The organism is Marivita sp. (genome assembly GCF_965656765.1).
Lineage (GTDB): Bacteria > Pseudomonadota > Alphaproteobacteria > Rhodobacterales > Rhodobacteraceae > Marivita.
The window spans coordinates 1-22,144 of sequence record NZ_CBFHLV010000055.1 but is presented as its reverse complement, the minus strand read 5'-3'; the positions used below and the strand labels follow the sequence as shown (position 1 = coordinate 22,144).

Genomic DNA, 22,144 nt, shown 5'->3' with positions numbered 1-22,144 from the left:
ATCCAGCCGTGCCCGGACTTCTTCCAGAATCTCTTCAACACGGGGCCGCATGATCCCAATTAGTTCCGCGCGGCTCACTGATCGACGATCGTGGTGCCAATCGCCGGTATCACCACCGATTTCAATCATGTCGCGGTCATCCATACCTGTGGCGACCACACCGCCGTGGAACGTCTTGATCCGTTCGGCGACAGCCATCGGAACCTGCAAGCCCATCGAAATATCACTGGTCACATGATCACCGCCCATACGCACCGCGTCCGCGAAAATCATGTGCTTTTTCATGAAGATAGAGATGCCTGTTGATCCGCCGCCCATATCGATACAGGCCGCTCCAAGCTCTTGTTCGTCTTCGACCAAAGCCGACACGCCTGACACGTAAGCCGAGCTGGCAATCCCGGCGAGTTCCAGGTCACACCGCTTCATGCAATGGGCCAGATTCTGGATCGCCATGGCATCTACGGTGAGCATGTGCATATCCGCCGCCAGTTCCTGACCGATCTGACCGCGCGGGTCGATCAAGCCAGAGCGGTGATCTAACGCGAAATTCACCGGCTGCGCATGCAAAACTTCGCGCCCGTGACCAAAGTCTGGCACATCGCAGGCCGACAGCACGCGCGCGACATCCTGTTCATCAACCGTGGCGCCCGCAATATCAACTTTGCCCGCCAGCCCATAGCTGCGCGGATCGGCCCCACCAAAACACGCAATTACATGATCTACGCGAATCTGCGCCATCTTTTGCGCTGCTTGAACCGCTGTGCGGATGGCGCGTTCGGTTTCGCCCATCGAATCGATCTCACCGAAGCGAACACCGCGCGACCGGGTTGTCGCGGCCCCAATCACCCGGAACCCAGACTGACCAGCCAGTGAACCAATACTGTCACTCTCGAGCGCGCGATCCGTTCCATCGAAACGCAGCACAAGGCAAGCAATCTTGGAGCTGCCAATGTCGAGAATGGCAATCACCCCTCTCTGCATCGCCGCCTTGCGCATGTTGCGCATTGCCCGCTGTGACTCGTAAAGCTCGATCATTCCAATGGCTCCCCTGCCTCGATCGCCCGGATGCGGAGCAATTCCTGCACTGCACCGTCTGTCATTCTAAGTGTTGGCCTGCTGGGCAGCCGAAGATCGACCACTTCCAGATCTCGCTCCAACATATCCACTGCCTGATCCATCGCGATGACGCGTTCCAGCGCCTGAACCGCGTCGGTTTCGGGTAAAAGAATGCGCTGATCCCGGTCCAGAACCACGTCCCAACGCCGTTCCCCCATGCGCACCAACCCGCGCAAACGGCCCGCCAAAGGCCCGACCGCGGCAATGAGTTCCAACGCTTCGATCACTTGCCCATTGGCGCCGTCTCCGACAATTAACGGCAGCTCTGGCCAATCCGCCCGAACGAAGGCTGGTCCGACCAACACGCCTTCATTGTCCAAAAGCTGCAAACCCAGGTCGTTGCGCCACAGCACAACCGGCACGCGTTCAACAACATCGACCTGAAGGACATTACCTTGACGCACATAAAGCCGCGCTGATTTCACCGGATCGAGCGACACAACAGTTTCACGCATCGCTTCAAGATCGAGGTCGAAAGAACTGATTGGAAAGTCCAAAGGCAGCATTTGCCGGATGCCATCGGCCACCAGATCGCTCGCGCCATCAACCGCCATCATGTTGACCATGAATTCAGGACGGCTTTCCACTTGTGAGCGCAGATCGGCATAGGTGTCAAAAATCATCTGACGATTTCCCTCGACCGAGAGCCACCAGCTTGAAGCCCCAAAGGTCAAAAGACACGGCACACCAAATCGCAGCACCAGCCGAAAAAGCGGCGTCAACATGAGCCGCTCCATCCGGTACTTCAACCGCGACGGCGCAGGATCGGGGCGTGCGCTCATCTGTGACATGACGCGTCCTCAACAATCCAGCGACACAGCGCACCAAAGCTCATCCCCGAATGGGCCGCTTGTTCGGGCGTGAGCGATGTGGGCGTCATACCCGGTTGGGTGTTGGTCTCAAGCAGGATCAATCCATCTAGACCTTTATTTTCATCCCAGCGGAAATCAGTGCGCGTCACGCCGCGACAGCCCAGCGCAACATGCGCACGAACGGCATAGTCGAGACAGGCAGCAGTGATGTCTTTGGGGACGTCCGCGGGCAAAACATGCCGCGACCCTCCAGCCTTGTACTTGGCGTCGTAGTCGTACCATCCATCGGTCAGAATATCGGTCACACAAAGCGCCCGATCTCCGACCACGGTGGTCGTCAACTCCCGTCCGGGCGCAAAGGCTTCGACCATTACGGTTTGCGGCATTTCATCCGACAAGGCCGGCGGTCCGTTCGCATCTTCGTTCACAAGGTAGACGCCCACCGACGACCCTTCATTGAAAGGTTTGACCACATAGGGCGGCGGCATCACGTGTTGGCTGCGCACGACATCACGCGACGCCAGAACGCTGGCGACCACAGGCAAGCCATGACGGCGATACACATCCTTGGTCCGCTCTTTGTCCATCGCCAAAGCCGATGCCAAAACGCCCGAATGCGTGTAAGGCAAGCCAAGCCATTCCAACAGACCCTGAACACAACCATCTTCACCCCAGCGGCCATGCAGGGCGTTGAAACACACATCGGGGGAAAGGGTGGACAATACGGATACAAGATCACGGCCTGCGTCGACCTCGTGAACCTCAAAACCTTCGTCCCGCAAAGCGGCGGCACATTCGCGCCCGGTCGACAAGGACACCTCGCGTTCGGCCGAGGGGCCACCCATCAATACTGCCACTTTCGGGCTTGCCCTGCTCGACATACCCAAAATCGCCTCGAATTATAGGGGTTGCCCCCCATTTCTGCCTGGGGCTACGCCCCTTGTTATGATGTGCAACCTGCCCGGTGCACCGCCTTCACCTGCGAGGGTTTATCCCTCGTCCGGTCGTGTTGTTTCAGCCAACGGCTCTCCAACACGTTTGATTTCCCATTGTAACTCTATTCCAGAGTGCAAGAAAACCTTTTTTCGCACTTCTTCGCCCAATCCCTCAAGGTCAGCCGCAGTGGCATTCCCGGTATTGACCAGAAAGTTCGGATGTTTTGGCGACATTTGCGCCCCGCCCCGCGTTGCACCGCGCAAACCCGCGTCGTCAATCACCTTCCACGCCTTGAGGTCATGCACATCATCCACAGCCCCGGTCGAGGAGAATCCCACCGGGTTGCGGAACGTGCTGCCTGCTGTACGATCTTTGGTCGGCTGGGTCGCATCGCGCTTGGCCAACTGGTCTTGCATGCGAGCATGAAGCGCTTCGGGTTCGGCCGTCAGGCCTTCGAATACCGCCTCAACAACGACCCAGCCATCTGGCAAGCTGCTTGAGCGATAGGTCAGTTCCAGCTCGGCTGCAGGCAGGGTCACTAGGTCGCCATCCCGCGTCACAACCCGCACCTCAATCAAATGATCCGCCACATAAGAGCCGTAGCAGCCTGCGTTCATCCGCACCGCACCACCAATTGCACCTGGAATTGTGCGTAAAAAGGTCAGATCAACGCCCGCATCTGCCGCCTTTCGGGCAACATGCGCATCGAGCGCCGCCGCTCCGGCGGTGACACGGTTGCCTTCGGTGCTGATGCCGTTGAACCCACGCCCCATGCGGATCACAACCGCTCGTAATCCACCATCGCGCACGATCAAGTTCGATCCAACGCCCATTGGGAAAACCGGCACGTTGCCGTCCAATTCACCCAGAAAGGCTCGCAAATCGTCCACGTCAGCAGGCTGGAATAGCCAGTCTGCAGGCCCACCCACACGTAGCCAAGTCAGATCGGATAAAGATTTATCGCGGCTCAGTGTACCGCGCACATCAGGAAGGTCATTCATAGCTCGCGTTTTGCCCAAAGGGCTGCGGCGCGTAAAGCCTCATTCGGCGCGGCGTGTCACCTGTCGCACGATCCACGCTGCAAAATAGCGCAGTGGCCAGCGAAACACGCTGAGAACCGCAAGCGTAAAGGCCAAACCCCAATAAACCCCATCCTGCATGTAAACCCAGATCAGGATCAGTGCGCCAAGCGCCATTAGGAAATACGCCCGCCGCCAGTGGTTGTCCTTAGACGGCACCGCAGCAAGAATGGCTGCCAGAATGATCCAGCAACAGGCGGCACTCAGGGAATAGCTCATCATTGGGGAATCTCCACCTCTTGCCCGGTCAGGCGCTTCCAGAAATAGCGCAGCGGGTTGCGATACATCGACACAAACGCCAAAGCAGCACCTAGCGCGGCCCACAGACCCAAGGACTGTGCTATCAAAACAATCAACGCGGGTGCCGCCGCAAGCAACACCACCCCCGGCATATACTGCCAGCGCATCGGCAACATCGCAACCAGCGCGGATGCAAATACCCAACCGAGTGTGACCCAAAGAAGCATCTGCCGTAGACCCTGCACGTTCTTTTTCTTAGGATCGGGTACCGTTCATTTCGGGCCAAATCACGTCCTGAAAAGGGTGAAGTCGGGGAATTCCCGCGAAGGCTGTGCCCCATATCGGTTGACCGAAGCACAGGGTACGGTGACACATCGAGGCCCATCTTATCCGGGCATCATACCCAATACCCAGCCTGCAGCTTCATCCGCAGCAGCAAGCGCACCCTCAAGATATCCGCCCATCTCAGGGGCCAATTCGCTGGACGCAAAATAAATCCGGCTGCCCTCTGCGGGGTCTAAAACCGTTGGGCGCCCATATGCCGGATGATGCATGAGCGGCGCGCGATCCGCTGCCACTGCTGTACCAACTTCCTCCGCCCAATCCGTGTAGTAAACGGCAAGAGGTTTCATCGCGCGCGCCCCGAACAATCGCCCCAGCTGCGCCACCGAAGCATCGATGACCGCATCGCGCTGACCGGCGCGGGCCGTCGCTGGAACCCCTACGAACCCAAACAGCGCCCCACCCGTCGTGGCGCTGGCATCGTGAATTTCCGCCAACGGTCCAAGCTGGCTCGACGCATCGCCAGACAGACCATCGTCGCGCCAGAATGCGCTGTCATAAACGGCAACCAGCTTGGCATGGCCCGCCATCCATGTCGGAATACCGCACAACGCCGACTGAACATGATGCGGCAATTCCGGCGCGAAGGCGATCTCGGCGGCAACACGCGGCGGCACGGCCAATACGACACGACCAAACGTACATGCGCCGTGATCAGCAAAACTGATCGTACCATCTGCTGAGATTGACTGCACCGCGCGCCCGGTCTCAGCCGACCCAAGCGGCAAAGCGCTCGCCAAAGCCTCGACAATCGCTCCCATCCCGCCATGCACGCGCAATGATCCTTGCATCGACGCAAAGCCACGATCTCGGATCACCTCTTCTTTGGCTGTCTCATAAAGCTGCGCCCCTTCGGAATATTGCGCAATCACATTCAACCCGAACCGCTGCACCAAAGCAGCCATGCGCGGTTGACCCGGCCAGAACCAGGATGGCCCCAGATCGAACCAGTCCGCCCCACGACGCGCCGTACTAATCCGGCCACCCAATCGGTCCCGCGCCTCGAACAGTTGGAAGTCTATCCCAGCCGCGTGCAGCCGGTCGGCCAAGGCAAGCCCTGTCAGTCCGCCACCGACAATCGCAACAGATCCACTCAAGTTCCGACCGATGGCGCTTGAGCAAACGGCAAGTGCCCGGTTTTCATCCGAAGCTTGGCCCCGTTCGGACCCGCCGTCGCATGCAAGGCTGCATCCTCCGGCAGCCTCAGCCAAGACCAAGGCACCAAATCGTCCACGCCTTCACGCAAGCCACCGTCCAGCACCAAAAGCTCAATGCCGCCCTCAGCCGTATCGGTCAGGACAGCATCCGGTTCAAGCGACACATACGACACCACCTCACGCGCATCGCGGTGCAGTTCCGCCCGTGCATTGCCGTCGCGCGACGCCTCAAGCTGATCGGCCATCGTCACGCGAAACTGCGTTCGGTCTTCCAGATCAAACTGCCAGAGTTTGACAAAGATCGTGCACCCCGCCGCAGCACCAGGTGTGTGCGATGTGGTCGGCGGGTTGCGCACATAAGTGCCCGCCGGGTAGTCGCCGTGTTCATCTTGAAACACACCGTCCAAAACCAGAAATTCCTCACCCCCGGTATGTGTATGCTCTGAAAACGCGCTACCCGGCGCATAGCGTACAATCGAAGTCGCCCGCGCCACCTCATCGCCAATCCTGTCGAGCATGCGGCGATCCACACCCGGCATCGGAGACGCGACCCATGGCTGATCCGCAGCATGAACAACGACCCGTTTCGTGAAATCCGCATTCAGTTCCATCGCATCGCTCCTGCCATCAAAACCATGCTCAAAGCGTAGCCCGACTAAGGCATCAAGGATGCCCTGTCCCATCGTCTTCTCTGGTTCAAAAATACCTTGGGGAGTGGCCGCAGGCCGAGGGGCAACGCCCCGGTTTTCGGCCACCCGAAAATCAGGATGTGTCAAGGCATCTTTCGCAGGTCTTGAAGGCCTACTTCGCCAATCTCTCGGGCAACCCGTTTGCCCAGGTCGAGATCGTGCCCGCCCCAAGGCACACCACGATGTCCCCCGGCCGCGCCTGTTCGCGGACCAGCCGTTCGAGATCGTCTTCATTCAGGATCGCGCGCGCGTGCCGGTGGCCGTGACGGATCAGACCGGCGACCAGATCATCGCGTGACGCGCCCTCGATCGGGTCTTCGCCTGCCGCGAACACCTCGGCGATCGCCACAACATCGGCTTCGTTGAAACAAGCGCAGAAATCATCAAACAGGCTGGCCAGACGGGTGTAGCGGTGCGGCTGATGCACGGCGATAACACGCCCCTCGGACGCCTGACGCGCGGCTTTCAGCACGGCGGCAATCTCAACCGGGTGGTGGCCGTAGTCGTCAATAATGGTGACTTCGTTCCATTCTCCGACCTTGGTAAACCGACGATTCACGCCGCCAAACGCGGCCAAAGCTTCGCGGATCTCAGATTTCTTCATCCCCAGATGCCGGGCCACCGCGACGGCCGAAAGGGCGTTTGACACATTGTGGTCGCCGGGCATCGGCAAGCTGCAGCCTTCGATCACATCATCTTCGGACTGAAGGGCAATATCGAAATGCGCCACGCCCTTTTTATAGGTCAGGTTCACCGCGCACACATCGGCCTGCGCGTTAAAGCCATACGTCACGACGCGCCGGTCCGTGACCTTACCCACCAACCGTTGCACTTCTTCATGGTCGGTGCAGCATACCGCCAAACCGTAGAACGGGATGTTCGACACAAAGTCCTGAAATCCTTGCCGCAGCCGGTCGAAATCACCCCAGTGCTCCATGTGCTCGGGATCGATATTGGTCACTACACCGATGGTTGCTGGCAGTCGGTTGAACGATCCATCGGATTCGTCGGCCTCGACCACCATCCATTCTCCCTGCCCCATCCGCGCGTTCGAGCCATAAGCGTGGATGATTCCGCCATTAATGACAGTCGGATCAAAGCCGCCTGCGACCATCAGTTCTGCCATCATGGTCGTCGTGGTCGTCTTGCCATGGGTGCCCGCAATCGCGATGTTCGATTTTAGGCGCATCAGCTCGGCCAGCATGTCGGCGCGGCGTACCACAGGAAGACCGCGCAGCCGGGCTTCGTCGAGTTCCGGATTGCCCGGTTTGATCGCCGTAGACACGACAACCACCTCGGCCCCGTCAAGGTTCTCGGCACGCTGACCTTCAAAGATGCGTGCGCCCAGATCGGCCAGACGGTTTGTGATCTTCGACGCCTTCAGGTCGGACCCTTGCACCGTATAGCCCAAGTTCACCAAAACCTCGGCAATGCCGGACATGCCGATACCGCCAATCCCAACGAAGTGGATGGCGCCGATATCGACGGGCAATTTGGTGGCGGCGTTCATTCGGTCTGTCCTTCCAGGGTCTGTGGATTGTGGCCGGCCAGCGACTCGACCAGCGCGGCAAGATCTTGCGCTGCGTCAGGTTTTGCTTGTCCGAGCGCGGCTTGCGACATTTGCAAAGCCGCGTCTGGGTTTTGCAAAATCGTGGTGAGCTGATCTGCAAGGCTCTCGACGTTCAGCATGCTTTCAGGAATGCGGATCGCAGCACCCGCGTCGACCAAACCGCGCGCATTGGCGGTTTGGTGATCAGCTGTGGCAGCGGCAAAGGGGATCAGGATCGACGGGCGTCCAATCACCGAGATATCAGCCACGCTCGACGCGCCAGAGCGTGAGATCACAAGCTGAGCTTCAGTCATACGCTTGGGCAGATCGTTAAAGAACGGTTGCACCTCCGCATCGACCCCGTGTTCGGCATAGTAGGTGGCCACGCGGTCGCCATCTTCGTCACGTGCCTGATGGCTGACCCGCAGGTGTTGCAATGTCTCTAGAGGCAAGGACGCAATCGCGGGCGGCACCACGTCCGACAGGATGCGTGCGCCTTGGCTGCCGCCGATCACAAGGATCGACATCGGGTAATCGCCCGGTGGGATATATGACGCTCCAGCCCGATCCTTGACGGACAAACGCACCGGATTGCCAACATGCGATCCTTCGACGCCATCAGGCAATGTGGTCGGCCATGTGCCACAAGCGACCCGCTGCACACGTTTTGCAAACAGCGCATTCACCCGGCCCAGCACACCGTTTTGTTCATGGATCATCCTGGGCCGCCGCAGCAACCAAGCCGCACCCAATGCGGGAATCGACGGATAGCCACCAAAGCCGACCACGACGTCAGGCCGGTCGCGCAGCATTCGCCAGGACATCGACAACACACCACCGACAACGCGGAACGGAACCAAAGCCTTGGCCAAGACACCGCCGCGCGCAAAGGTGGCGCTGGCGACCTGTTCGATCTCAGTTGAATGTGGAAAACCGCCGGTGTAGCGCGCACCGCGCGCATCGGTGGACAGTTTTACCCGCCAGCCACGGCGCAACATGACCTCGGCGAGCGCCTGCGCCGGAAACATATGACCACCGGTGCCCCCGGCTGCGATGATAAGATACGGTTTGCTCATGGTTCCCCCGTCCAAGGCCCACCCAAGGACAGCCCGACAGAGACCTGTACGAGCGCCGTTTGTCAACAAACCCTAGGCCGAATGACCCCAGATGATGGCACTAGCGCAACCGTCCCCGCAAGATATCGCCGATTTCGCCCTGTGGACGGCTCCGGGTGAAGGCCAGAAGCATGCCTACGGCGATGCCACCAGCGATCAGCGACGACCCACCGTAGCTGACGAACGGCAATGTCATGCCCTTGGCTGGCAACAGACGAACGGCAACGCCCATGTTGATCATCGCCTGTACGCCGAACATGCAAGCAAGCCCTGTGCCCGCAAGGCGAATAAACGGATCACGTTCGCGCATCAGCCGCAACAGCGACCGCACCACGATGGTGGCATAAAGCGCGATGATGATGAGGACGAGCACGAGACCATATTCCTCGGCTGCGACAGCAATGATGAAGTCGGTATGCGCATCCGGCAGCGACCATTTCACTTGGCCTTCACCCACACCAACACCCAGAAACCCACCTTCTCGGATGGCGTTGGTGGCATAGCCAAGCTGCGTTGTCGGATCGACCTCAGGGCTCAGAAAGCCGTCGATGCGACGCGCGAAATGTTCGGAATTGCTATAGGCAATGGTGCCTGCAAACACGACCAACCCGGCCATGATCATCAGCAAAAGCATTGGCGCACCGGCGACGAAATACATCACCCCCCAGCCGAACAGCACCAGACAAGCTTGTCCAAAATCGGGCTGTAATGCCAACATCAGAACAATGCTCACCGTCAGTGCAAAAGACAATGTCTTGCCCGGCGGGCCACCCAGATCCTGACTGGCAGCCAAAAGCCATGCCGCCACAATCACGAAAGTGGGTTTAAGAAACTCGGACGGTTGAACCGACGCAAAGCCCAAAGAGTACCAGCGCACCGCGCCTTTGCCAAAGTCAGTACCGAAAAAGGGCAGCATTGCCAGTGCGATAAAGGCTGCGATAAACCCAAGGACTGCCAATCGTCGCACGACAATGGGGCCAAGCATCGACACAAAAATCATCACGCCCAGCGCCAGCGCCCCGAACACGGATTGCCGCTGCACGTAATGGAATGGCGCAAACCCGTTGCGCTCGGCCAAGGGCGGTGACGCAGCCAGCCCCAGCAGGATGCCGATGCCGAACAGGATCAGGATGCAAGACAACGACCACTTGTCGATCGTACGCCACCATTTTGGCAACACAGGTTCGCTCGCGCGGGTGGGGACCGCGCCATAGACCATCTCTGTCATGGTTTCACCGCTATTTCTGCCTCAATCGCCCGTGTTCCCCGGGTCTCTGGTCGCATCTTAACCGATATGATTCGCGCGATCCAGAAGAATGATTCGCCGGTATACTCTTGCGCCTGATGCCGATCCATGGTGGGTGCGCGCCATGCAGGTAGACACGTTGATCCTAGGGGCCGGAGCCGCCGGCATGATGTGTGCGGCACAGGCCGGGCCCTCGACGCTGATCATTGATCACGCCAAGTCCCCCGGTGAGAAAATTCGCATCTCGGGTGGCGGGCGCTGCAACTTTACAAACATGCACACCGAACCAGCACGGCTTCTTGGCGCGAACCCGCATTTCCACAAATCCGCGCTCAGCCGGTACACCCAATGGGATTTCATTGAACTCGTGGATCGCCACAAGATCGCGTGGCATGAAAAGACCTTGGGCCAGCTATTCTGCGATGACAAAGCAACTCAAATCGTCGAGATGCTCCGATCCGAGCTGTTGTCGGCCGGCGCACAACTTTGGTTGGGGACGTCGGTTGTCGATCTGAGCCATGACGGCACCCGCTTTACCGCCATGCTTGAACGCGACGGCAAACGACACAGCGTGACTGCGCGCAATCTGATCTTGGCGACCGGCGGCAAATCGATCCCCAAGATGGGCGCAACAGGTTTTGCTTATGACATCGCGCGACAGTTCGGGCATCAGATCACTGACACCCGCCCTGCCCTAGTGCCGCTGACGTTTTCCGACCAACGGTTTGCGCCAATCTCTGGCGTCGCAACTGACGTGATGGCAGAAGCCAACGGCACGGTGTTCGAAGAAGCTTTGCTCTTCACCCATCGCGGTCTGAGCGGGCCTGCGGTTTTGCAAATTTCGAGCTACTGGGCCGAAGGTGATGCAATCACCGTGAACCTGCTGCCCCACCAAGACATTGCAAGCACGTTGAAAACGGCGCGCCAAACACAAGGCAAACGCAACGTGACCACCGCACTGGCCGAGGTTTTGCCAGAACGGCTTGTCACCCACTTGTCCGGTGACCTGCCGCTTTCCGGCAATGTCGGTGACCTGTCGGACAAACGCATTGACGAAATCTCAGACCGCCTGCGCCATTGGAGACTGACCCCAACGGGGAGCGAAGGTTACCGCACGGCCGAGGTGACTTTGGGCGGCATTTCTACTGATCGGATCGACAGCAAAACGATGATGTCCCGAGAGGTGCCGGGGCTTTTTATGATCGGCGAAGCGGTGGATGTCACCGGTTGGCTGGGCGGTTACAATTTCCAATGGGCCTGGAGTTCGGGTGTCGCTGCAGGCCGCGCAATCCGCGAACGCGCTTGATCTTTCATCAAACTGTTACAATTGTGCGGAATGCCGCGCGCCCTATCCCATACCAAATCCCCGCTTGCGATCTTGCGTGGCCCCTTGCGTGACACGGCCAATTGGATCGCCCGTGGACGTTTCGCGCCGCGTGCCAAGGAGCGCATTTGGATCAACCCACAACAGCTTGACCGGATATACATCCGAAACCCTGAGCTGACCCCAGATTTCAAGCGGCGCCATTCCGGGTTGGTGCTCGATGGCGACTGGGATAAAAAGACAGAACCCACTGATAAATCTTGGAAAATTGCTGCATGCCTCGCGCATTTCAGGGACGGCGTGGCTTGGGCGAAAACAGGTATCTTTGACCACATGCAAGACATGATTGCCGCGCGAGGCACCTTCGACAGTTGCCGGACAATGGACGACATTATCGCGAGATACCAAAAGATCGACGCACTTTATTCCGACATTCGCGACAATGGATTTCGCGACGAAACCGTTCTGCAATTCGGAACGCCTCGCCTGCCCAATGGCATATATGTCCATATCGATCGCAACGGCGATCCGATCTTTGGCGCAATTGGCAATCACCGGGTCGGCATTGCCCGCGCCTTGGGTCTGACACGAATTCCGGCCCAATTGGGTGTCGTGCATCCCGAAGCTTTAAGCAACGGTATCCTTGGCCAATATCGCAGAGGTGCCGCATGACCGGGGTACGTGATGCGATCCGCGCGGGTGTTCATGTCAAAGCGCTCCGCGATGTCTCCAATCGTCTGCGCTCTGGACATGATGCGCCACAAAGTGATGAGCTGATCTGGATCCGCGCGCGCGATGTAACTGATTGGTACAAGCCAGATCCAGAAAACAACGCACCAAATTTTCGACGACGTCATTCCGGACTGATAGCGCCTGGGGAATGGGACAAGTCGCGACTGACGTTCCGCGAGCATCTCAAGCTTGATAGTATTCGGGACCATTTCATAAATGGCGTTCCGTGGGAACAAACAGAGCTTTTTGAGTATATGCTCCAGCAAATCGCGGAAAAAGGTCAAATCGATTCATGCCGCACGCGCGAAGACTTGGTCGCCAGATACGACCGGCTTGATCGTATATTTGAAGAGGCGCAGCACACCGGAACACTCCGCCCGCATGGCAGCGTGAACGAAACGCGCCGCGAACATGGTGGTATTTTTGTACATATCGCCCGAGATGGGCGCCCTTTGCGTAGCGGCGGAGGCATGCACCGCTTTGCCATTGCCGTCGTGCTGGACCTTGCCCATGTTCCGGCACAGCTTGGGGTGATCCACCCCGAAGCAGTAAAGGCAGGCTTGCTGCGAGAAATCAGACGACGAGACATCGCTTAGAGCACAGGCGTTGTTCTTATGGTTGCAACAGTGCGTTCACCCGCGCGACAAAATCCTCGCCGCGTTTTTCAAAGCTGTCATATTGGTCGAAACTCGCAGCGGCTGGGGCAAGTAGAACAACATCCCCCGGCTCTGCCTCGGCAGCTGCGCGGGCGACAGCCTTCTCCATGGTGCCACATGCTTCGGCCTCGACCCCGGTCAATTGCAGCGCGAAGCCATCCGCCTCGCGGCCTATGACATACGCTTTCTTGACGTGCTCGAACCCCGGCAGCAGATCGTCAAGCCCGCCTTCTTTTTGCAACCCGCCACAAATCCACCGGATGTTTTGGAACGCCTGCAGCGCCTTGAGCGCGGAATCGACGTTGGTCGCTTTACTGTCGTTTACGTAAGTTACACCATCCTGTTCCGCGATGATCTGACTGCGATGCGGCAGCCCCCCAAAGCTGCGCAATGCGGCCTCGACCTGCCGCGGGGCAACGCCAAGCGCACGGACAGCAGCATAAGCGGCACAGGCGTTCTGATGGTTGTGCGCACCCGGCAATCCCTTGATTCCACGCAGATCAATCGATGCGACCTGCTTGCCCTTGCGCCATTCGGTCAGAAAGCCTTTGCGCGCATAGACCAACCAGCCGGGGCCAGTCAGCTTTTGACCAGATGATACCTGAATGACACGATCATCCCCTGGCCCTTCTGACAGTTGGTTTGCGATATAGCGGCCTTCGTTTTCGTCTACGCCGATCACCGCGCGATCTGGACCGCCTTCGGCAAAAAGTCTGCGTTTCGCAGCAAAGTAGCCACCCAACCCAGCATGGCGATCAAGGTGATCGGGCGACAAGTTGGTGAAGACAGCCACATCCGGTGTCAGCGCACGCGCCAGATCGGTCTGGTAGCTGGACAGTTCCAGCACAACCACATCGCCGTCGCCCGGCGGGTCGATATCCAACACACCGCGCCCGATATTGCCCGCCAATTGGCTGTTACGGCCGGCCTCTTCCAGAATGTGATGGATCAGCGCCGAAGTGGTAGATTTGCCGTTCGATCCAGTGACCGCGATCACCCGCGGGAGGGTGTCGAAATTGTCCCATTCTGGTGTTGCCAGAGACCGAAAGAACAGACCGATATCGTTGTCCACCGGCACACCAGCGGCCCATGCCTTAGCGATGACAGGATTTGGCGTTGGATAGAGATGCGGGATGCCCGGGCTGACGATCAGGCTGGCAACCGCATCGAAGGCGCCGTCGCGGGTCAGATCACGGGTTTCGAACCCTTCGGCCTCTGCCGTTTCGCGGGCCTTGGGATTGTCATCCCAGCAGATCGCGGTCGCCCCACCTGCGCGCAGCGCGCGCGCAGCTGACAGGCCCGACCGGCCCAAACCCAACACGGCCACCTGATGGCCTTTAAAGCCCTGAACGGGGATCATCGCGCACCTCTGCAAATGTGTTGGCACAACCGCTATCCCATCTGGGTGCGGCGGGAAAGATCAGCCGTTGAGCTTGCGAAGGCGCGCTGTGACGGAAAGCCCATGTGCTTCAAGCGATTCCGATCTGGCCAGCGTTTCCGCTGCCGGTCCAATGGCGCGCAACGCCTCAGGCGACATCTTGGCAAGCGTCGTGCGTTTCAAGAAATCCAACACCGACAGGCCCGAGGAAAACCGCGCCGACCGTGCAGTTGGCAGCACGTGGTTCGGGCCTCCAACGTAATCGCCAATCGCTTCGGGCGTCCACTGGCCAAGAAAAATCGCGCCCGCATGGGTAATCCTGGCCGACAGCGCGTCAGGGTCATCGACACACAGTTCCAAGTGTTCGGGCGCGATGCGGTCACACAGCGTCGCGGCTTCATCCAAATCGCGTACAGTGATGACAGCGCCAAAATCGCGCCAGCTCGTCCCCGCAATCGCACGGCGTTCTAGTGTTTCAAGCCGCTTCTCCACCGCATCGGCCACGGCCTGTCCAAAAGCCGCATCGGTGGTGATCAGCAACGATTGCGCGGATTCGTCGTGTTCCGCCTGAGACATCAGATCCAGGGCGATCCAATCAGGGTCGTTCTCTCCATCCGCGATGACCAGAATTTCCGAAGGCCCTGCGATCATGTCGATGCCAACTTTGCCAAACACCCGCCGCTTGGCCGCTGCGACGAAGGCGTTGCCCGGCCCGGTGATCTTGTCCACCGGTGAAATGGTGTCAGTGCCATAGGCCAAGGCCGCAATCGCTTGCGCACCACCGATGCGATACACTTCGTCTACCCCAGCGATGCGGCAGGCCATCAGAACCAGCGGATTGATGATGCCATCGGGTGTTGGCACCGTTACAGCCAAACGCTGAACCCCGGCCACTTTGGCAGGCACCGCGTTCATCAAAACGGACGATGGATAGCTTGCCAATCCTCCCGGCACATAGAGACCGGCTGCCGAGACAGGGGTCCAGCGCCAGCCCAAAGTTGCGCCTTGCTCGTCCGTCCACATCTCGTCTTTTGGCAATTGGCGTGCGTGATAAGCACGGATACGTTCTGCTGCTGTTTCCAAGGCGATCCGTTCTGCATCGGGCACTTTGGCAATTTCGGCATCGATCTCGGCCTCAGACACCTGTAACTGTGCCGCTGACAGCTCCAGTCGGTCGAATTTTGCAGTCAGGTCCAACACCGCCGCATCGCCGCGCGCCCGCACATCCGCAATTATGCCCGCCACGGTGTCATCCACATCCGGGCTGTCCTCGCGTTTGGCGCTCAAAAGCGCCGCGAAACGGGTGTCGAAATCGGCATCAAGCGTGGACAGAAATTGTGGCATTGCGCCCTCCGGATCAGCAGTTGCCGGGTACTTAGACCGCACAGCCCCAACCCTCAAGCGTCGCGGGTCAGGTCCGTGTCATCCAGCGCCTTGATCATCAGATAATCGTCGCGCCCCGCCCCATCGATCACAACCGACCGAGGCCGTCTGCCAAACACATGAAAGCCCAGCGTTTGATACAGCTTTTGGGCACCGGTGTTTTCAACATCGACCACCAATTCGGCCTGCTGCACGCCTGCGTCGATCAATTGCTGCAAAACAGCGTCCATCAAAGCGCGACCGTAGCCCTGTCCTTGCGACTCGGATCGCACGTATAATGGGCCGATATCCGCCATATGTCGCATTCGTTGCGGCGTACCGCGTCGCGCTGACACAAAACCGACCAGCCGTTTTGCATCGTTATAGGCACCCAAGGTCAAATTCACGTTCAGCCCACGTTCCACGTCTTTGTTCGGAAAGGCGCGGACCTCTTCTGCACTAAACAGAAAAGCAGTCGGCACGCGCATCAAGCCGTCAGCCCAAAGCGCCCGGAATGCAGACAAATCCTTCGGCGTCAGCCGCCGGACAATCATTCCGGGTGATCCGGCACCTTGCCGGACACTGCGGCGTACGGCTTGGTCACATCGCGCAAGGCCACTTCCAATTCGTCGACTTGCAACCGGATCGCACCGTCGCCCGCCAGCGTGAGCAAGACTGCCCCACCGCCTGCGTCGTCTTCCTCGAAGGTGACGGCCAGCACCGACAGGATTGTATCCACATCTCCGGGCGTCACGCCTTGGCTGGCCACGCGCACCACGTTCTCAATGGCAAAAACGCATTGTACCCGCTCGGGCGTGCGCCGGCCTCGGTCGGCCACCGGGATGTCCTCCCAGCGAAAACGGTTCAGCAGGATGCCAAAGCGACGCTGGCGGCGTTGCCATTGCATTTCACTTGCCGGAAACACCGCATCTTGGCAAAGCGCCGAAAGTACCTGCAGATCGTCGGCATCCATCGCGACCAGCCGTAGCGGTTTGGCTGCGCCGTCTTCGAATGTCGCGTCCACGCTCACTGTTCTTTCACCCGTTCGATCTTGGCCCCCACGCCTTCAAGCTTGCGCACGACGTGTTCATAGCCGCGATCCAGATGATACACACGGCTCACCACGGTTTCACCTTCTGCCGCCAAACCGGCCAGGATCAGCGACACCGACGCGCGCAGGTCCGTCGCCATCACCGGTGCCCCCTTAAGGTGATCGACCCCTTTGACCGTCGCGGTACCGCCATGCACATCAATGCTGGCTCCCATGCGGATCAGTTCGGGCGCGTGCATAAATCGGTTCTCGAAGATCTTTTCCTCCAAAACGCTTGTGCCTTCGGCGGTGCAGAGCAACGCCATCATCTGCGCCTGCAAGTCGGTCGGAAAGCCTGGGAACGGCTCGGTCGTGACATCAACCGCCGACACCCGCCCGCCTTTGCGCGCGACCTTTAACCCGTTTGGTGTTTCCTCGACCGAGATACCCGCCGCATCCAGTTTTTCACAGAATGCCGCCAGTAGATTGATCGTACCACCAAGACACTCCACCTCGCCGCCGCAAATCGCAGGCGCCAACATGTAGGTCCCGAGTTCGATCCGGTCGGTCACAACCCGATGCGTCGCACCGCCCAACCGGTCAACGCCCTGAACGGTGATTTCTGATGTGCCCTCACCATCAATCTGCGCACCCATCTTTTGCAGGCACTGCGCCAGGTCCACGATTTCGGGCTCGCGCGCCGCATTCATGAGGACGGTTGTGCCTTTTGCCAGCGTCGCCGCCATCAACGCGTTTTCCGTGGCCCCTACGGACACGAACGGGAACTCAACGATGCCGCCTCGCAATCCGCCCACAGGTGCTTTGGCGTGCACATAACCATCGCGCAGCTCCAACTCTGCACCCATCGCCTCGAATGCCTTGAGGTGCAGATCCACCGGCCGCGCGCCAATGGCACAACCTCCGGGCAACGACACTTCGGCATGCCCGAAGCGCGCCAAGAGCGGCCCCAGCACAAGGATCGACGCGCGCATCTTGCGGACAATATCATATTCGGCCCTCGTCGATGTCAGATCATGGCTCGACATGGCCAGAACCTGACCGTCCTGCAGTGATTGCACTTCGGCCCCAAGCGATTGCAACAACGTCGTCATGGTGCGAATGTCGCTCAGCCGCGGCGCATTGGTGAGCGTCAGCGGTTCCTCGCTCAGCAGCGTCGCTGGCATCAGCGTCAGGCAGGCGTTCTTTGCTCCGGCTATGGGAATTTGACCGCTCAGCGGGCCGTTCCCCGTCACGATAATCTGGTCCATGTGTGCTAACTGCCCTCGCTCGTGTTTTTGTTGTCTTTATTCTCATCCAGACTCGTGGACGACCGTGCCCGCGCTTGTGCCTTGCGCTTGGCCATATTCGCCTTCAGCGCAGCCTTAAGCCTGTCTTCGCGCGCTGATGCCGTCGATTTCCCGGATGTTGTTTTCTGCGTCATGACCACTTCCTATCCCAGAGGCTAAAAAGGGTCCAGATTGCGCTTGCACCGATTTGAGTTTGCGTCTAATCACCCGCCACGCTGATACAGGCACACCGCGCTGCTGTAGCTTAGAGGTAGAGCACTCCCTTGGTAAGGGGGAGGTCTTTGCCAAAAAGGTACACGGTTACGGTGAGTTAGTGGGTCAGGGAAAATATTAGTAGGGTATTAGTAGGGCATATGTCTTAGTACCCTGGATTTATAGGCTGCTGTAGCTCAGAGGTAGAGCACTCCCTTGGTAAGGGAGAGGTCGAGAGTTCGATTCTCTCCAGCAGCACCATAGCTCTTTTTATTTACAATGGGATGTCGCTCAAATGCCTAAGCATTTGTAGTCGTTGCATTGTCCGCATGGCTCGCAACGCACCAAGGGCCGTGGATATTCGGCTTGCGATTGCGCGCGACTTCTCACTCAAACTTCCAATGGATGTTTGAATTTGATGAGCTTTGATTGTGGCGTCGAACGTCTTGAGGCAGCGGCTTGAGCCGCTAACTCCTGGCAAGGTCAGCAATGCCGGAGCCACACAAGTTCAATCGCCTGTGTGTTTAAGTCGTCTTCTGGTTGCCAGCCTCAAAAAAGATTATCTGCAATGACGCAAGTATCTGAACCGAAGGCACCCTCTCCCCCGATCCGTTTTGAAGCGAATGCTTGCGATCAGCCTTAGGCTTCTTTCATCTCCAGGATGCGTCCGGAGATGAGTTCAACTGGTCCACGCAACCTGTCAACGTTGATGATGATATAACCACCTGTAACATCATTGGATGAGCGATGGTTCAGTAGGCGCTTAAGAGCATAGTGTGGGATATCTAGGCTTTCGGCTATCGTGATATAAGTTCTGCGCAGATCATGCAATGTGAAAGCAACGCCTGAGGCTGCGGTCACCCTTTGAAGGAACTTTTTTGGCTCGACAATATGACCAGAGGGGCCGTTGCCAGGGAAAACCCAAGGGGATGCACCAGCATTTTCTTTTCTTGCCTCAAGCAAATTGAAGAGAAAGTCAGAAACTGGGAGCGTGAGAGGATCACCGTTCTTGGTCGTCGGCAAGTGCAGCTTACGCTGATCCAGATCGATGTTCTCCCATCGCAAGCGTTGCAATTCAGAGCGACGCATTCCTGTGAACAGAGCCAAGAGCAGAAAGTCACGCACATAATCTGGCTCTGACAAGACAGCGTCCCACCATGCCGGAAGCTGTTTGGCCTCAATGATTGTTTGGCGCCGCCGCTCTTTGTTCCAAGCCCTTGCTTGGCTGAGAATACTCACCGGGTTTGGCGGGAAGTCATCTTCCGTTGCAGCGATGAAATTGTAGACCGACCGAAAATGACGGAACGAGTCATTGGCAGTGACCTTTCCGTTGTTGCGCGACATCTCTTGGTGCCTTTTCAGCACCATCTGCCGGGTGATCTCATTGATTGGCTTATTTGCCCACGACTTAAGGTAGATGAACCCTGTGCGTGAATAATTATCCATCGTTGCCTTTGCCAAATCCGGTCGGGTGTCAAAGAACTTATTGAAAGCTTTTTCGACCGTGATCTTATCAGCCGCTTTTCTTCGCTTTTCTGCCGTCGGATCAACACCGTCTGCCATATCGCCCAAAACAATGAGTGCTTTGCGCCGTGCCGTTTCAGGAGGATAGAGGTCAGTCCGTCCCAGCGTCACACGTTTGGTGCGACGATTGATCTGGCCTTCGACAATGTAAGTCTTTGACTTTACGCCGACGCGGACACCAAGCCCCGGCAACATCGTATCTCTGTAGATAACTTGCCCTCTCTCAGGGTGCGGTATGTCGTCAACACTGCGGCGAGTTAAACGTAGTCCTGGCATCGTGACCTCCTTTTGGCCACGCTTCATTATAAACACACCTTGAAAAAAAGCTCGACTTTTCTAATGCTTACCTGGCTAGGTCGTACTGCGTCAGGTATAAAGAAAGGCTATCCAACTCGTTGGCTGCGACGAAGACGGATGTCGCACTAACGCAGCTGATAGAGCATCGCATTCGTAATGATGGGGTCGTAGGTTCGAGTCCTATCACCGGCACCACCTTCTTCGACAAATCCCCAAAAGAAACGATAGCAGGGTTTTCTAGCTGACTGGCTGACTGGCTGCATTAGATGGAAGCAGAAGCTAATTTTTGTGCCTAATCGGCCCAAACCGGACTCTCGCTGTCACAAATGATGCCGCAGCGCAGCTTCCCCAAATCGGACGTCCGCCTTGCAGGAGAGATGCACAATTCAGGACAGGTCCAGTTCACCTGCAACCGATGTCCGAACTCAAATGCCAAGGCACAGAACCAGCTCTCGACAGCCGCATCGTGACTGACACCCACGCTTATCGGAAATCTTCCTCTCGCTTTTGTAGCTTAGGATACCGCGACAACGATCTTGCGTACCTCATGTATGGTTTCGGAGAAGTGTCCAATTCGCGACATCTGTCAGGACACGAACACCCAATCGAGATCGATAGAAATGTTGGGAAGCACGCGCACCTCGGGTGTGCTGGTCTCATATAGGCTCATCAGGGTCGCTTGCGCCTCGGACGCATTTTCGGGACTGATGGCGATATCTGCCAACACCTGCGCCTTGGTCTGCCCGCGTTCGGAAAGCTCTGCGATGTAGAAATCACGCCCGCGCTGTTCAGGCACGCGGTCGAGCACGTTCTGGTAGACGCGGTCTACAAACTCTTCGTTTGACAATGTATCGACATCACCGAAATTCTCGGTGAATTCTGGGCTGGTCATCAGGTTTCCCGCCAGAGCCACAACGCCGAACCCGTCCTCCATCGCGTCAATGTAAAAGTTCAGCCCACCCCGGTCGAGGTTGTTGTTGGGATCGTCATCCGTATTGCTGCGGTCCAGCGCGGCCGCATAGAGCAGCGCGACAATCTCGGGGATGGTGAAGTCCTCGATATCGCCCGCACCGTCCAGCGCGTTGCCTTCGCCAAGTTCGACAAACCCGTCATCGAAACGCACGACGTCAATGTCAAAGAGCTTGTCGCGCGTGCCGTCCGCATGGGTCACAGTGGCATAGGCGCGCCCACCTTCGATGGTGTACTCGCGGGAATTGCCGTCAAAAATGGCGGTGTCGATGACCGTGTTGGTCTGGCCAATCGTGGCACCAAACAGCATGTCGCTGCCCGGACCCCCGGTCAGGGCGTCGGTCCAGTTGCCGCCGATCAGCACGTCATTTCCACGCCCGCCCACAAGCGCGTCAGGCCCGCCCAGTCCTTCGATCCGATCATCGCCATCATTGCCAATGACGTAATCGGCAACATTTGTCGCTTGATGGTCGTTGTCGCTCGCTCTCAGAACAACTTCAGAGCCGCCATTCACCAGATGCACCGTCTCTGCCTCGATTGCATCGATCAGCGTGTACATGCCCAGCGACACCATTGCGTCATCGGTCATTCGAGCGGTCGCGTCGTCGATGGCCGCATTATATCTTACACGGAAAGAAGCGTCGGTTTCAAAATTGCCCAAGAACTCCAGTTCAGGACCAAACCGCCCTAGAACCAGCTCATAAATCGGGGTACTGCCGGGCGCTCTTTCCACGGTAATGGTCTGTGTCAGGACTTCATCGGACCGAGAAATCAAGGATCCGGGGACATAAGGTACTCCAGGTGGTGCCCATGCAAGGTCAGCCGTAACCTCTGTTGCTGTCGATATTTCAAAGAAGCGCAAAGTCGCGTCTACTTCGCTCCGGATCTTTTCCTCCAGAACATTGATCAGCCCCGTATCGCTTTGCCGCTCGAACAAGGCGTCGTATGCGCTCTTGATTTCAGCATGCAGACCCGCATCCCCAAGGGCACCATTTCCCAATGATTGTGCAACAGCCTGCAGGGGAATCGCGTTTGGAACTGAGGTCGTGATTGAGCGGGGTTGCTTCTGACGGAGCGATGGATTCTGGAGCT

At 58.0% G+C, this 22,144-nt stretch carries 22 protein-coding genes and 1 tRNA gene; 4 read left to right on the top strand and 19 right to left on the bottom strand.

What is annotated here, in order from left to right:
• The 11 genes from ftsA to ftsW form a co-directional block, all read right to left on the bottom strand.
• The coding region (gene ftsA, locus ACTG4M_RS13605) for a cell division protein FtsA (protein ID WP_439124210.1) at window positions 1-1,035 on the bottom strand (1,035 nt) is incomplete at its 3' end.
• Window positions 1,032-1,907, bottom strand: a complete 876-nt coding sequence (locus tag ACTG4M_RS13600; RefSeq protein WP_439124209.1) for a cell division protein FtsQ/DivIB — start codon at window positions 1,905-1,907, stop codon at window positions 1,032-1,034. The genes ftsA and ACTG4M_RS13600, both read right to left, overlap by 4 nt.
• Entirely contained in the window at window positions 1,895-2,809 is a 915-nt protein-coding gene (locus ACTG4M_RS13595; protein WP_439124208.1) for a D-alanine--D-alanine ligase, read from the bottom strand. Before ACTG4M_RS13595 ends, ACTG4M_RS13600 begins: the two co-directional genes overlap by 13 nt.
• Window positions 2,810-2,917: 108 nt before the next feature.
• Window positions 2,918-3,865: a UDP-N-acetylmuramate dehydrogenase gene (murB, locus tag ACTG4M_RS13590; RefSeq protein WP_439124207.1), complete on the bottom strand. Its 948-nt coding sequence runs from the start codon at window positions 3,863-3,865 to the stop codon at window positions 2,918-2,920.
• Window positions 3,866-3,904: 39 nt separating this feature from the next.
• The gene (locus ACTG4M_RS13585; RefSeq protein ID WP_439124206.1) at window positions 3,905-4,165 is read right to left on the bottom strand and encodes a DUF2484 family protein; all 261 of its coding nucleotides are present in this window, start codon (window positions 4,163-4,165) and stop codon (window positions 3,905-3,907) included.
• On the bottom strand, window positions 4,162-4,410 hold the full coding sequence (locus tag ACTG4M_RS13580; RefSeq protein WP_439124205.1) for a DUF2484 family protein: 249 nt from the start codon (window positions 4,408-4,410) through the stop codon (window positions 4,162-4,164). Before ACTG4M_RS13580 ends, ACTG4M_RS13585 begins: the two co-directional genes overlap by 4 nt.
• A gap of 159 nt (window positions 4,411-4,569) precedes the next feature.
• Window positions 4,570-5,622, bottom strand: coding sequence for a flavin monoamine oxidase family protein (locus tag ACTG4M_RS13575; RefSeq protein ID WP_439124204.1), 1,053 nt, complete (start codon window positions 5,620-5,622; stop codon window positions 4,570-4,572).
• A complete protein-coding gene (locus ACTG4M_RS13570) occupies window positions 5,619-6,293 on the bottom strand; it encodes a cupin domain-containing protein (RefSeq protein WP_439124212.1) in 675 nt (224 codons plus the stop codon). Before ACTG4M_RS13570 ends, ACTG4M_RS13575 begins: the two co-directional genes overlap by 4 nt.
• A 190-nt stretch (window positions 6,294-6,483) precedes the next feature.
• Window positions 6,484-7,881: a UDP-N-acetylmuramate--L-alanine ligase gene (murC, locus tag ACTG4M_RS13565; protein ID WP_439124203.1), complete on the bottom strand. Its 1,398-nt coding sequence runs from the start codon at window positions 7,879-7,881 to the stop codon at window positions 6,484-6,486.
• Window positions 7,878-8,996, bottom strand: coding sequence for a UDP-N-acetylglucosamine--N-acetylmuramyl-(pentapeptide) pyrophosphoryl-undecaprenol N-acetylglucosamine transferase (locus ACTG4M_RS13560; protein WP_439124202.1), 1,119 nt, complete (start codon window positions 8,994-8,996; stop codon window positions 7,878-7,880). The genes murC and ACTG4M_RS13560 overlap by 4 nt, the downstream gene beginning before the upstream one ends.
• 100 nt (window positions 8,997-9,096) lie before the next feature.
• On the bottom strand, window positions 9,097-10,263 hold the full coding sequence (ftsW, locus tag ACTG4M_RS13555; RefSeq protein ID WP_439124201.1) for a putative lipid II flippase FtsW: 1,167 nt from the start codon (window positions 10,261-10,263) through the stop codon (window positions 9,097-9,099).
• Between the two features lie 142 nt (window positions 10,264-10,405).
• Here ftsW and ACTG4M_RS13550 point away from each other — a divergent pair, with 142 nt between their 5' ends.
• From ACTG4M_RS13550 to ACTG4M_RS13540, 3 genes are read left to right on the top strand one after another with little or no spacing between them, the layout of a single operon-like run.
• Window positions 10,406-11,587, top strand: coding sequence for an NAD(P)/FAD-dependent oxidoreductase (locus ACTG4M_RS13550; RefSeq protein ID WP_439124211.1), 1,182 nt, complete (start codon window positions 10,406-10,408; stop codon window positions 11,585-11,587).
• 30 nt (window positions 11,588-11,617) lie between these two features.
• A complete protein-coding gene (locus tag ACTG4M_RS13545; RefSeq protein WP_439124200.1) occupies window positions 11,618-12,277 on the top strand; it encodes a hypothetical protein in 660 nt (219 codons plus the stop codon).
• Window positions 12,274-12,933 (top strand): hypothetical protein, encoded by a 660-nt coding sequence (locus tag ACTG4M_RS13540; protein WP_439124199.1) that lies wholly within the window; start codon window positions 12,274-12,276, stop codon window positions 12,931-12,933. The genes ACTG4M_RS13545 and ACTG4M_RS13540 overlap by 4 nt, the downstream gene beginning before the upstream one ends.
• Window positions 12,934-12,949: 16 nt before the next feature.
• Here ACTG4M_RS13540 and murD read toward each other — a convergent pair whose 3' ends face one another.
• Genes murD through ACTG4M_RS13510 form a run of 6 tightly spaced genes read right to left on the bottom strand, consistent with a single transcriptional unit; the run spans window position 12,950 to window position 18,204 of the window.
• Window positions 12,950-14,353 carry a UDP-N-acetylmuramoyl-L-alanine--D-glutamate ligase gene (gene murD, locus ACTG4M_RS13535; RefSeq protein ID WP_439124198.1) on the bottom strand — a complete coding sequence of 468 codons (1,404 nt, stop codon included), beginning with the start codon at window positions 14,351-14,353 and terminating at the stop codon, window positions 12,950-12,952.
• A gap of 60 nt (window positions 14,354-14,413) precedes the next feature.
• A complete protein-coding gene (gene hisD / locus ACTG4M_RS13530) occupies window positions 14,414-15,715 on the bottom strand; it encodes a histidinol dehydrogenase (RefSeq protein WP_439124197.1) in 1,302 nt (433 codons plus the stop codon).
• Between the two features lie 53 nt (window positions 15,716-15,768).
• On the bottom strand, window positions 15,769-16,287 hold the full coding sequence (locus ACTG4M_RS13525; RefSeq protein ID WP_439124196.1) for a GNAT family N-acetyltransferase: 519 nt from the start codon (window positions 16,285-16,287) through the stop codon (window positions 15,769-15,771).
• Window positions 16,284-16,763, bottom strand: coding sequence for a DUF2948 family protein (locus ACTG4M_RS13520; RefSeq protein ID WP_439124195.1), 480 nt, complete (start codon window positions 16,761-16,763; stop codon window positions 16,284-16,286). Before ACTG4M_RS13520 ends, ACTG4M_RS13525 begins: the two co-directional genes overlap by 4 nt.
• Entirely contained in the window at window positions 16,760-18,031 is a 1,272-nt protein-coding gene (gene murA / locus ACTG4M_RS13515) for a UDP-N-acetylglucosamine 1-carboxyvinyltransferase (protein ID WP_439124194.1), read from the bottom strand. The genes ACTG4M_RS13520 and murA overlap by 4 nt, the downstream gene beginning before the upstream one ends.
• Before the next feature lie 5 nt (window positions 18,032-18,036).
• On the bottom strand, window positions 18,037-18,204 hold the full coding sequence (locus ACTG4M_RS13510) for a hypothetical protein (protein WP_439124193.1): 168 nt from the start codon (window positions 18,202-18,204) through the stop codon (window positions 18,037-18,039).
• Between the two features lie 244 nt (window positions 18,205-18,448).
• Between ACTG4M_RS13510 and ACTG4M_RS13505 the strand changes: the two genes are divergently transcribed.
• Window positions 18,449-18,523 (top strand) — tRNA-Thr (locus ACTG4M_RS13505).
• A gap of 378 nt (window positions 18,524-18,901) precedes the next feature.
• On the opposite strand, the gene ACTG4M_RS13500 is transcribed toward ACTG4M_RS13505, so the two are convergent.
• Window positions 18,902-20,062: a tyrosine-type recombinase/integrase gene (locus ACTG4M_RS13500; RefSeq protein WP_439124192.1), complete on the bottom strand. Its 1,161-nt coding sequence runs from the start codon at window positions 20,060-20,062 to the stop codon at window positions 18,902-18,904.
• A gap of 607 nt (window positions 20,063-20,669) precedes the next feature.
• Window positions 20,670-22,144 (bottom strand): DUF4214 domain-containing protein (locus ACTG4M_RS13495; protein ID WP_439124191.1); only part of this gene is annotated, 1,475 nt, incomplete at its 5' end.

Coding starts and splice junctions, on each gene's coding strand:
- ACTG4M_RS13600 (WP_439124209.1), bottom strand. CDS start 1,907: ATGTCACAGATGAGCGCACGCCCCGATCCTGCGCCGTCGCGGTTGAAG.
- ACTG4M_RS13595 (WP_439124208.1), bottom strand. CDS start 2,809: ATGTCGAGCAGGGCAAGCCCGAAAGTGGCAGTATTGATGGGTGGCCCC.
- murB (WP_439124207.1), bottom strand. CDS start 3,865: ATGAATGACCTTCCTGATGTGCGCGGTACACTGAGCCGCGATAAATCT.
- ACTG4M_RS13585 (WP_439124206.1), bottom strand. CDS start 4,165: ATGATGAGCTATTCCCTGAGTGCCGCCTGTTGCTGGATCATTCTGGCA.
- ACTG4M_RS13580 (WP_439124205.1), bottom strand. CDS start 4,410: ATGCTTCTTTGGGTCACACTCGGTTGGGTATTTGCATCCGCGCTGGTT.
- ACTG4M_RS13570 (WP_439124212.1), bottom strand. CDS start 6,293: ATGGAACTGAATGCGGATTTCACGAAACGGGTCGTTGTTCATGCTGCG.
- murC (WP_439124203.1), bottom strand. CDS start 7,881: ATGAACGCCGCCACCAAATTGCCCGTCGATATCGGCGCCATCCACTTC.
- ACTG4M_RS13560 (WP_439124202.1), bottom strand. CDS start 8,996: ATGAGCAAACCGTATCTTATCATCGCAGCCGGGGGCACCGGTGGTCAT.
- ftsW (WP_439124201.1), bottom strand. CDS start 10,263: ATGACAGAGATGGTCTATGGCGCGGTCCCCACCCGCGCGAGCGAACCT.
- ACTG4M_RS13550 (WP_439124211.1), top strand. CDS start 10,406: ATGCAGGTAGACACGTTGATCCTAGGGGCCGGAGCCGCCGGCATGATG.
- ACTG4M_RS13545 (WP_439124200.1), top strand. CDS start 11,618: ATGCCGCGCGCCCTATCCCATACCAAATCCCCGCTTGCGATCTTGCGT.
- ACTG4M_RS13540 (WP_439124199.1), top strand. CDS start 12,274: ATGACCGGGGTACGTGATGCGATCCGCGCGGGTGTTCATGTCAAAGCG.
- murD (WP_439124198.1), bottom strand. CDS start 14,353: ATGATCCCCGTTCAGGGCTTTAAAGGCCATCAGGTGGCCGTGTTGGGT.
- hisD (WP_439124197.1), bottom strand. CDS start 15,715: ATGCCACAATTTCTGTCCACGCTTGATGCCGATTTCGACACCCGTTTC.
- ACTG4M_RS13525 (WP_439124196.1), bottom strand. CDS start 16,287: ATGATTGTCCGGCGGCTGACGCCGAAGGATTTGTCTGCATTCCGGGCG.
- murA (WP_439124194.1), bottom strand. CDS start 18,031: ATGGACCAGATTATCGTGACGGGGAACGGCCCGCTGAGCGGTCAAATT.
- ACTG4M_RS13510 (WP_439124193.1), bottom strand. CDS start 18,204: ATGACGCAGAAAACAACATCCGGGAAATCGACGGCATCAGCGCGCGAA.
- ACTG4M_RS13500 (WP_439124192.1), bottom strand. CDS start 20,062: ATGCCAGGACTACGTTTAACTCGCCGCAGTGTTGACGACATACCGCAC.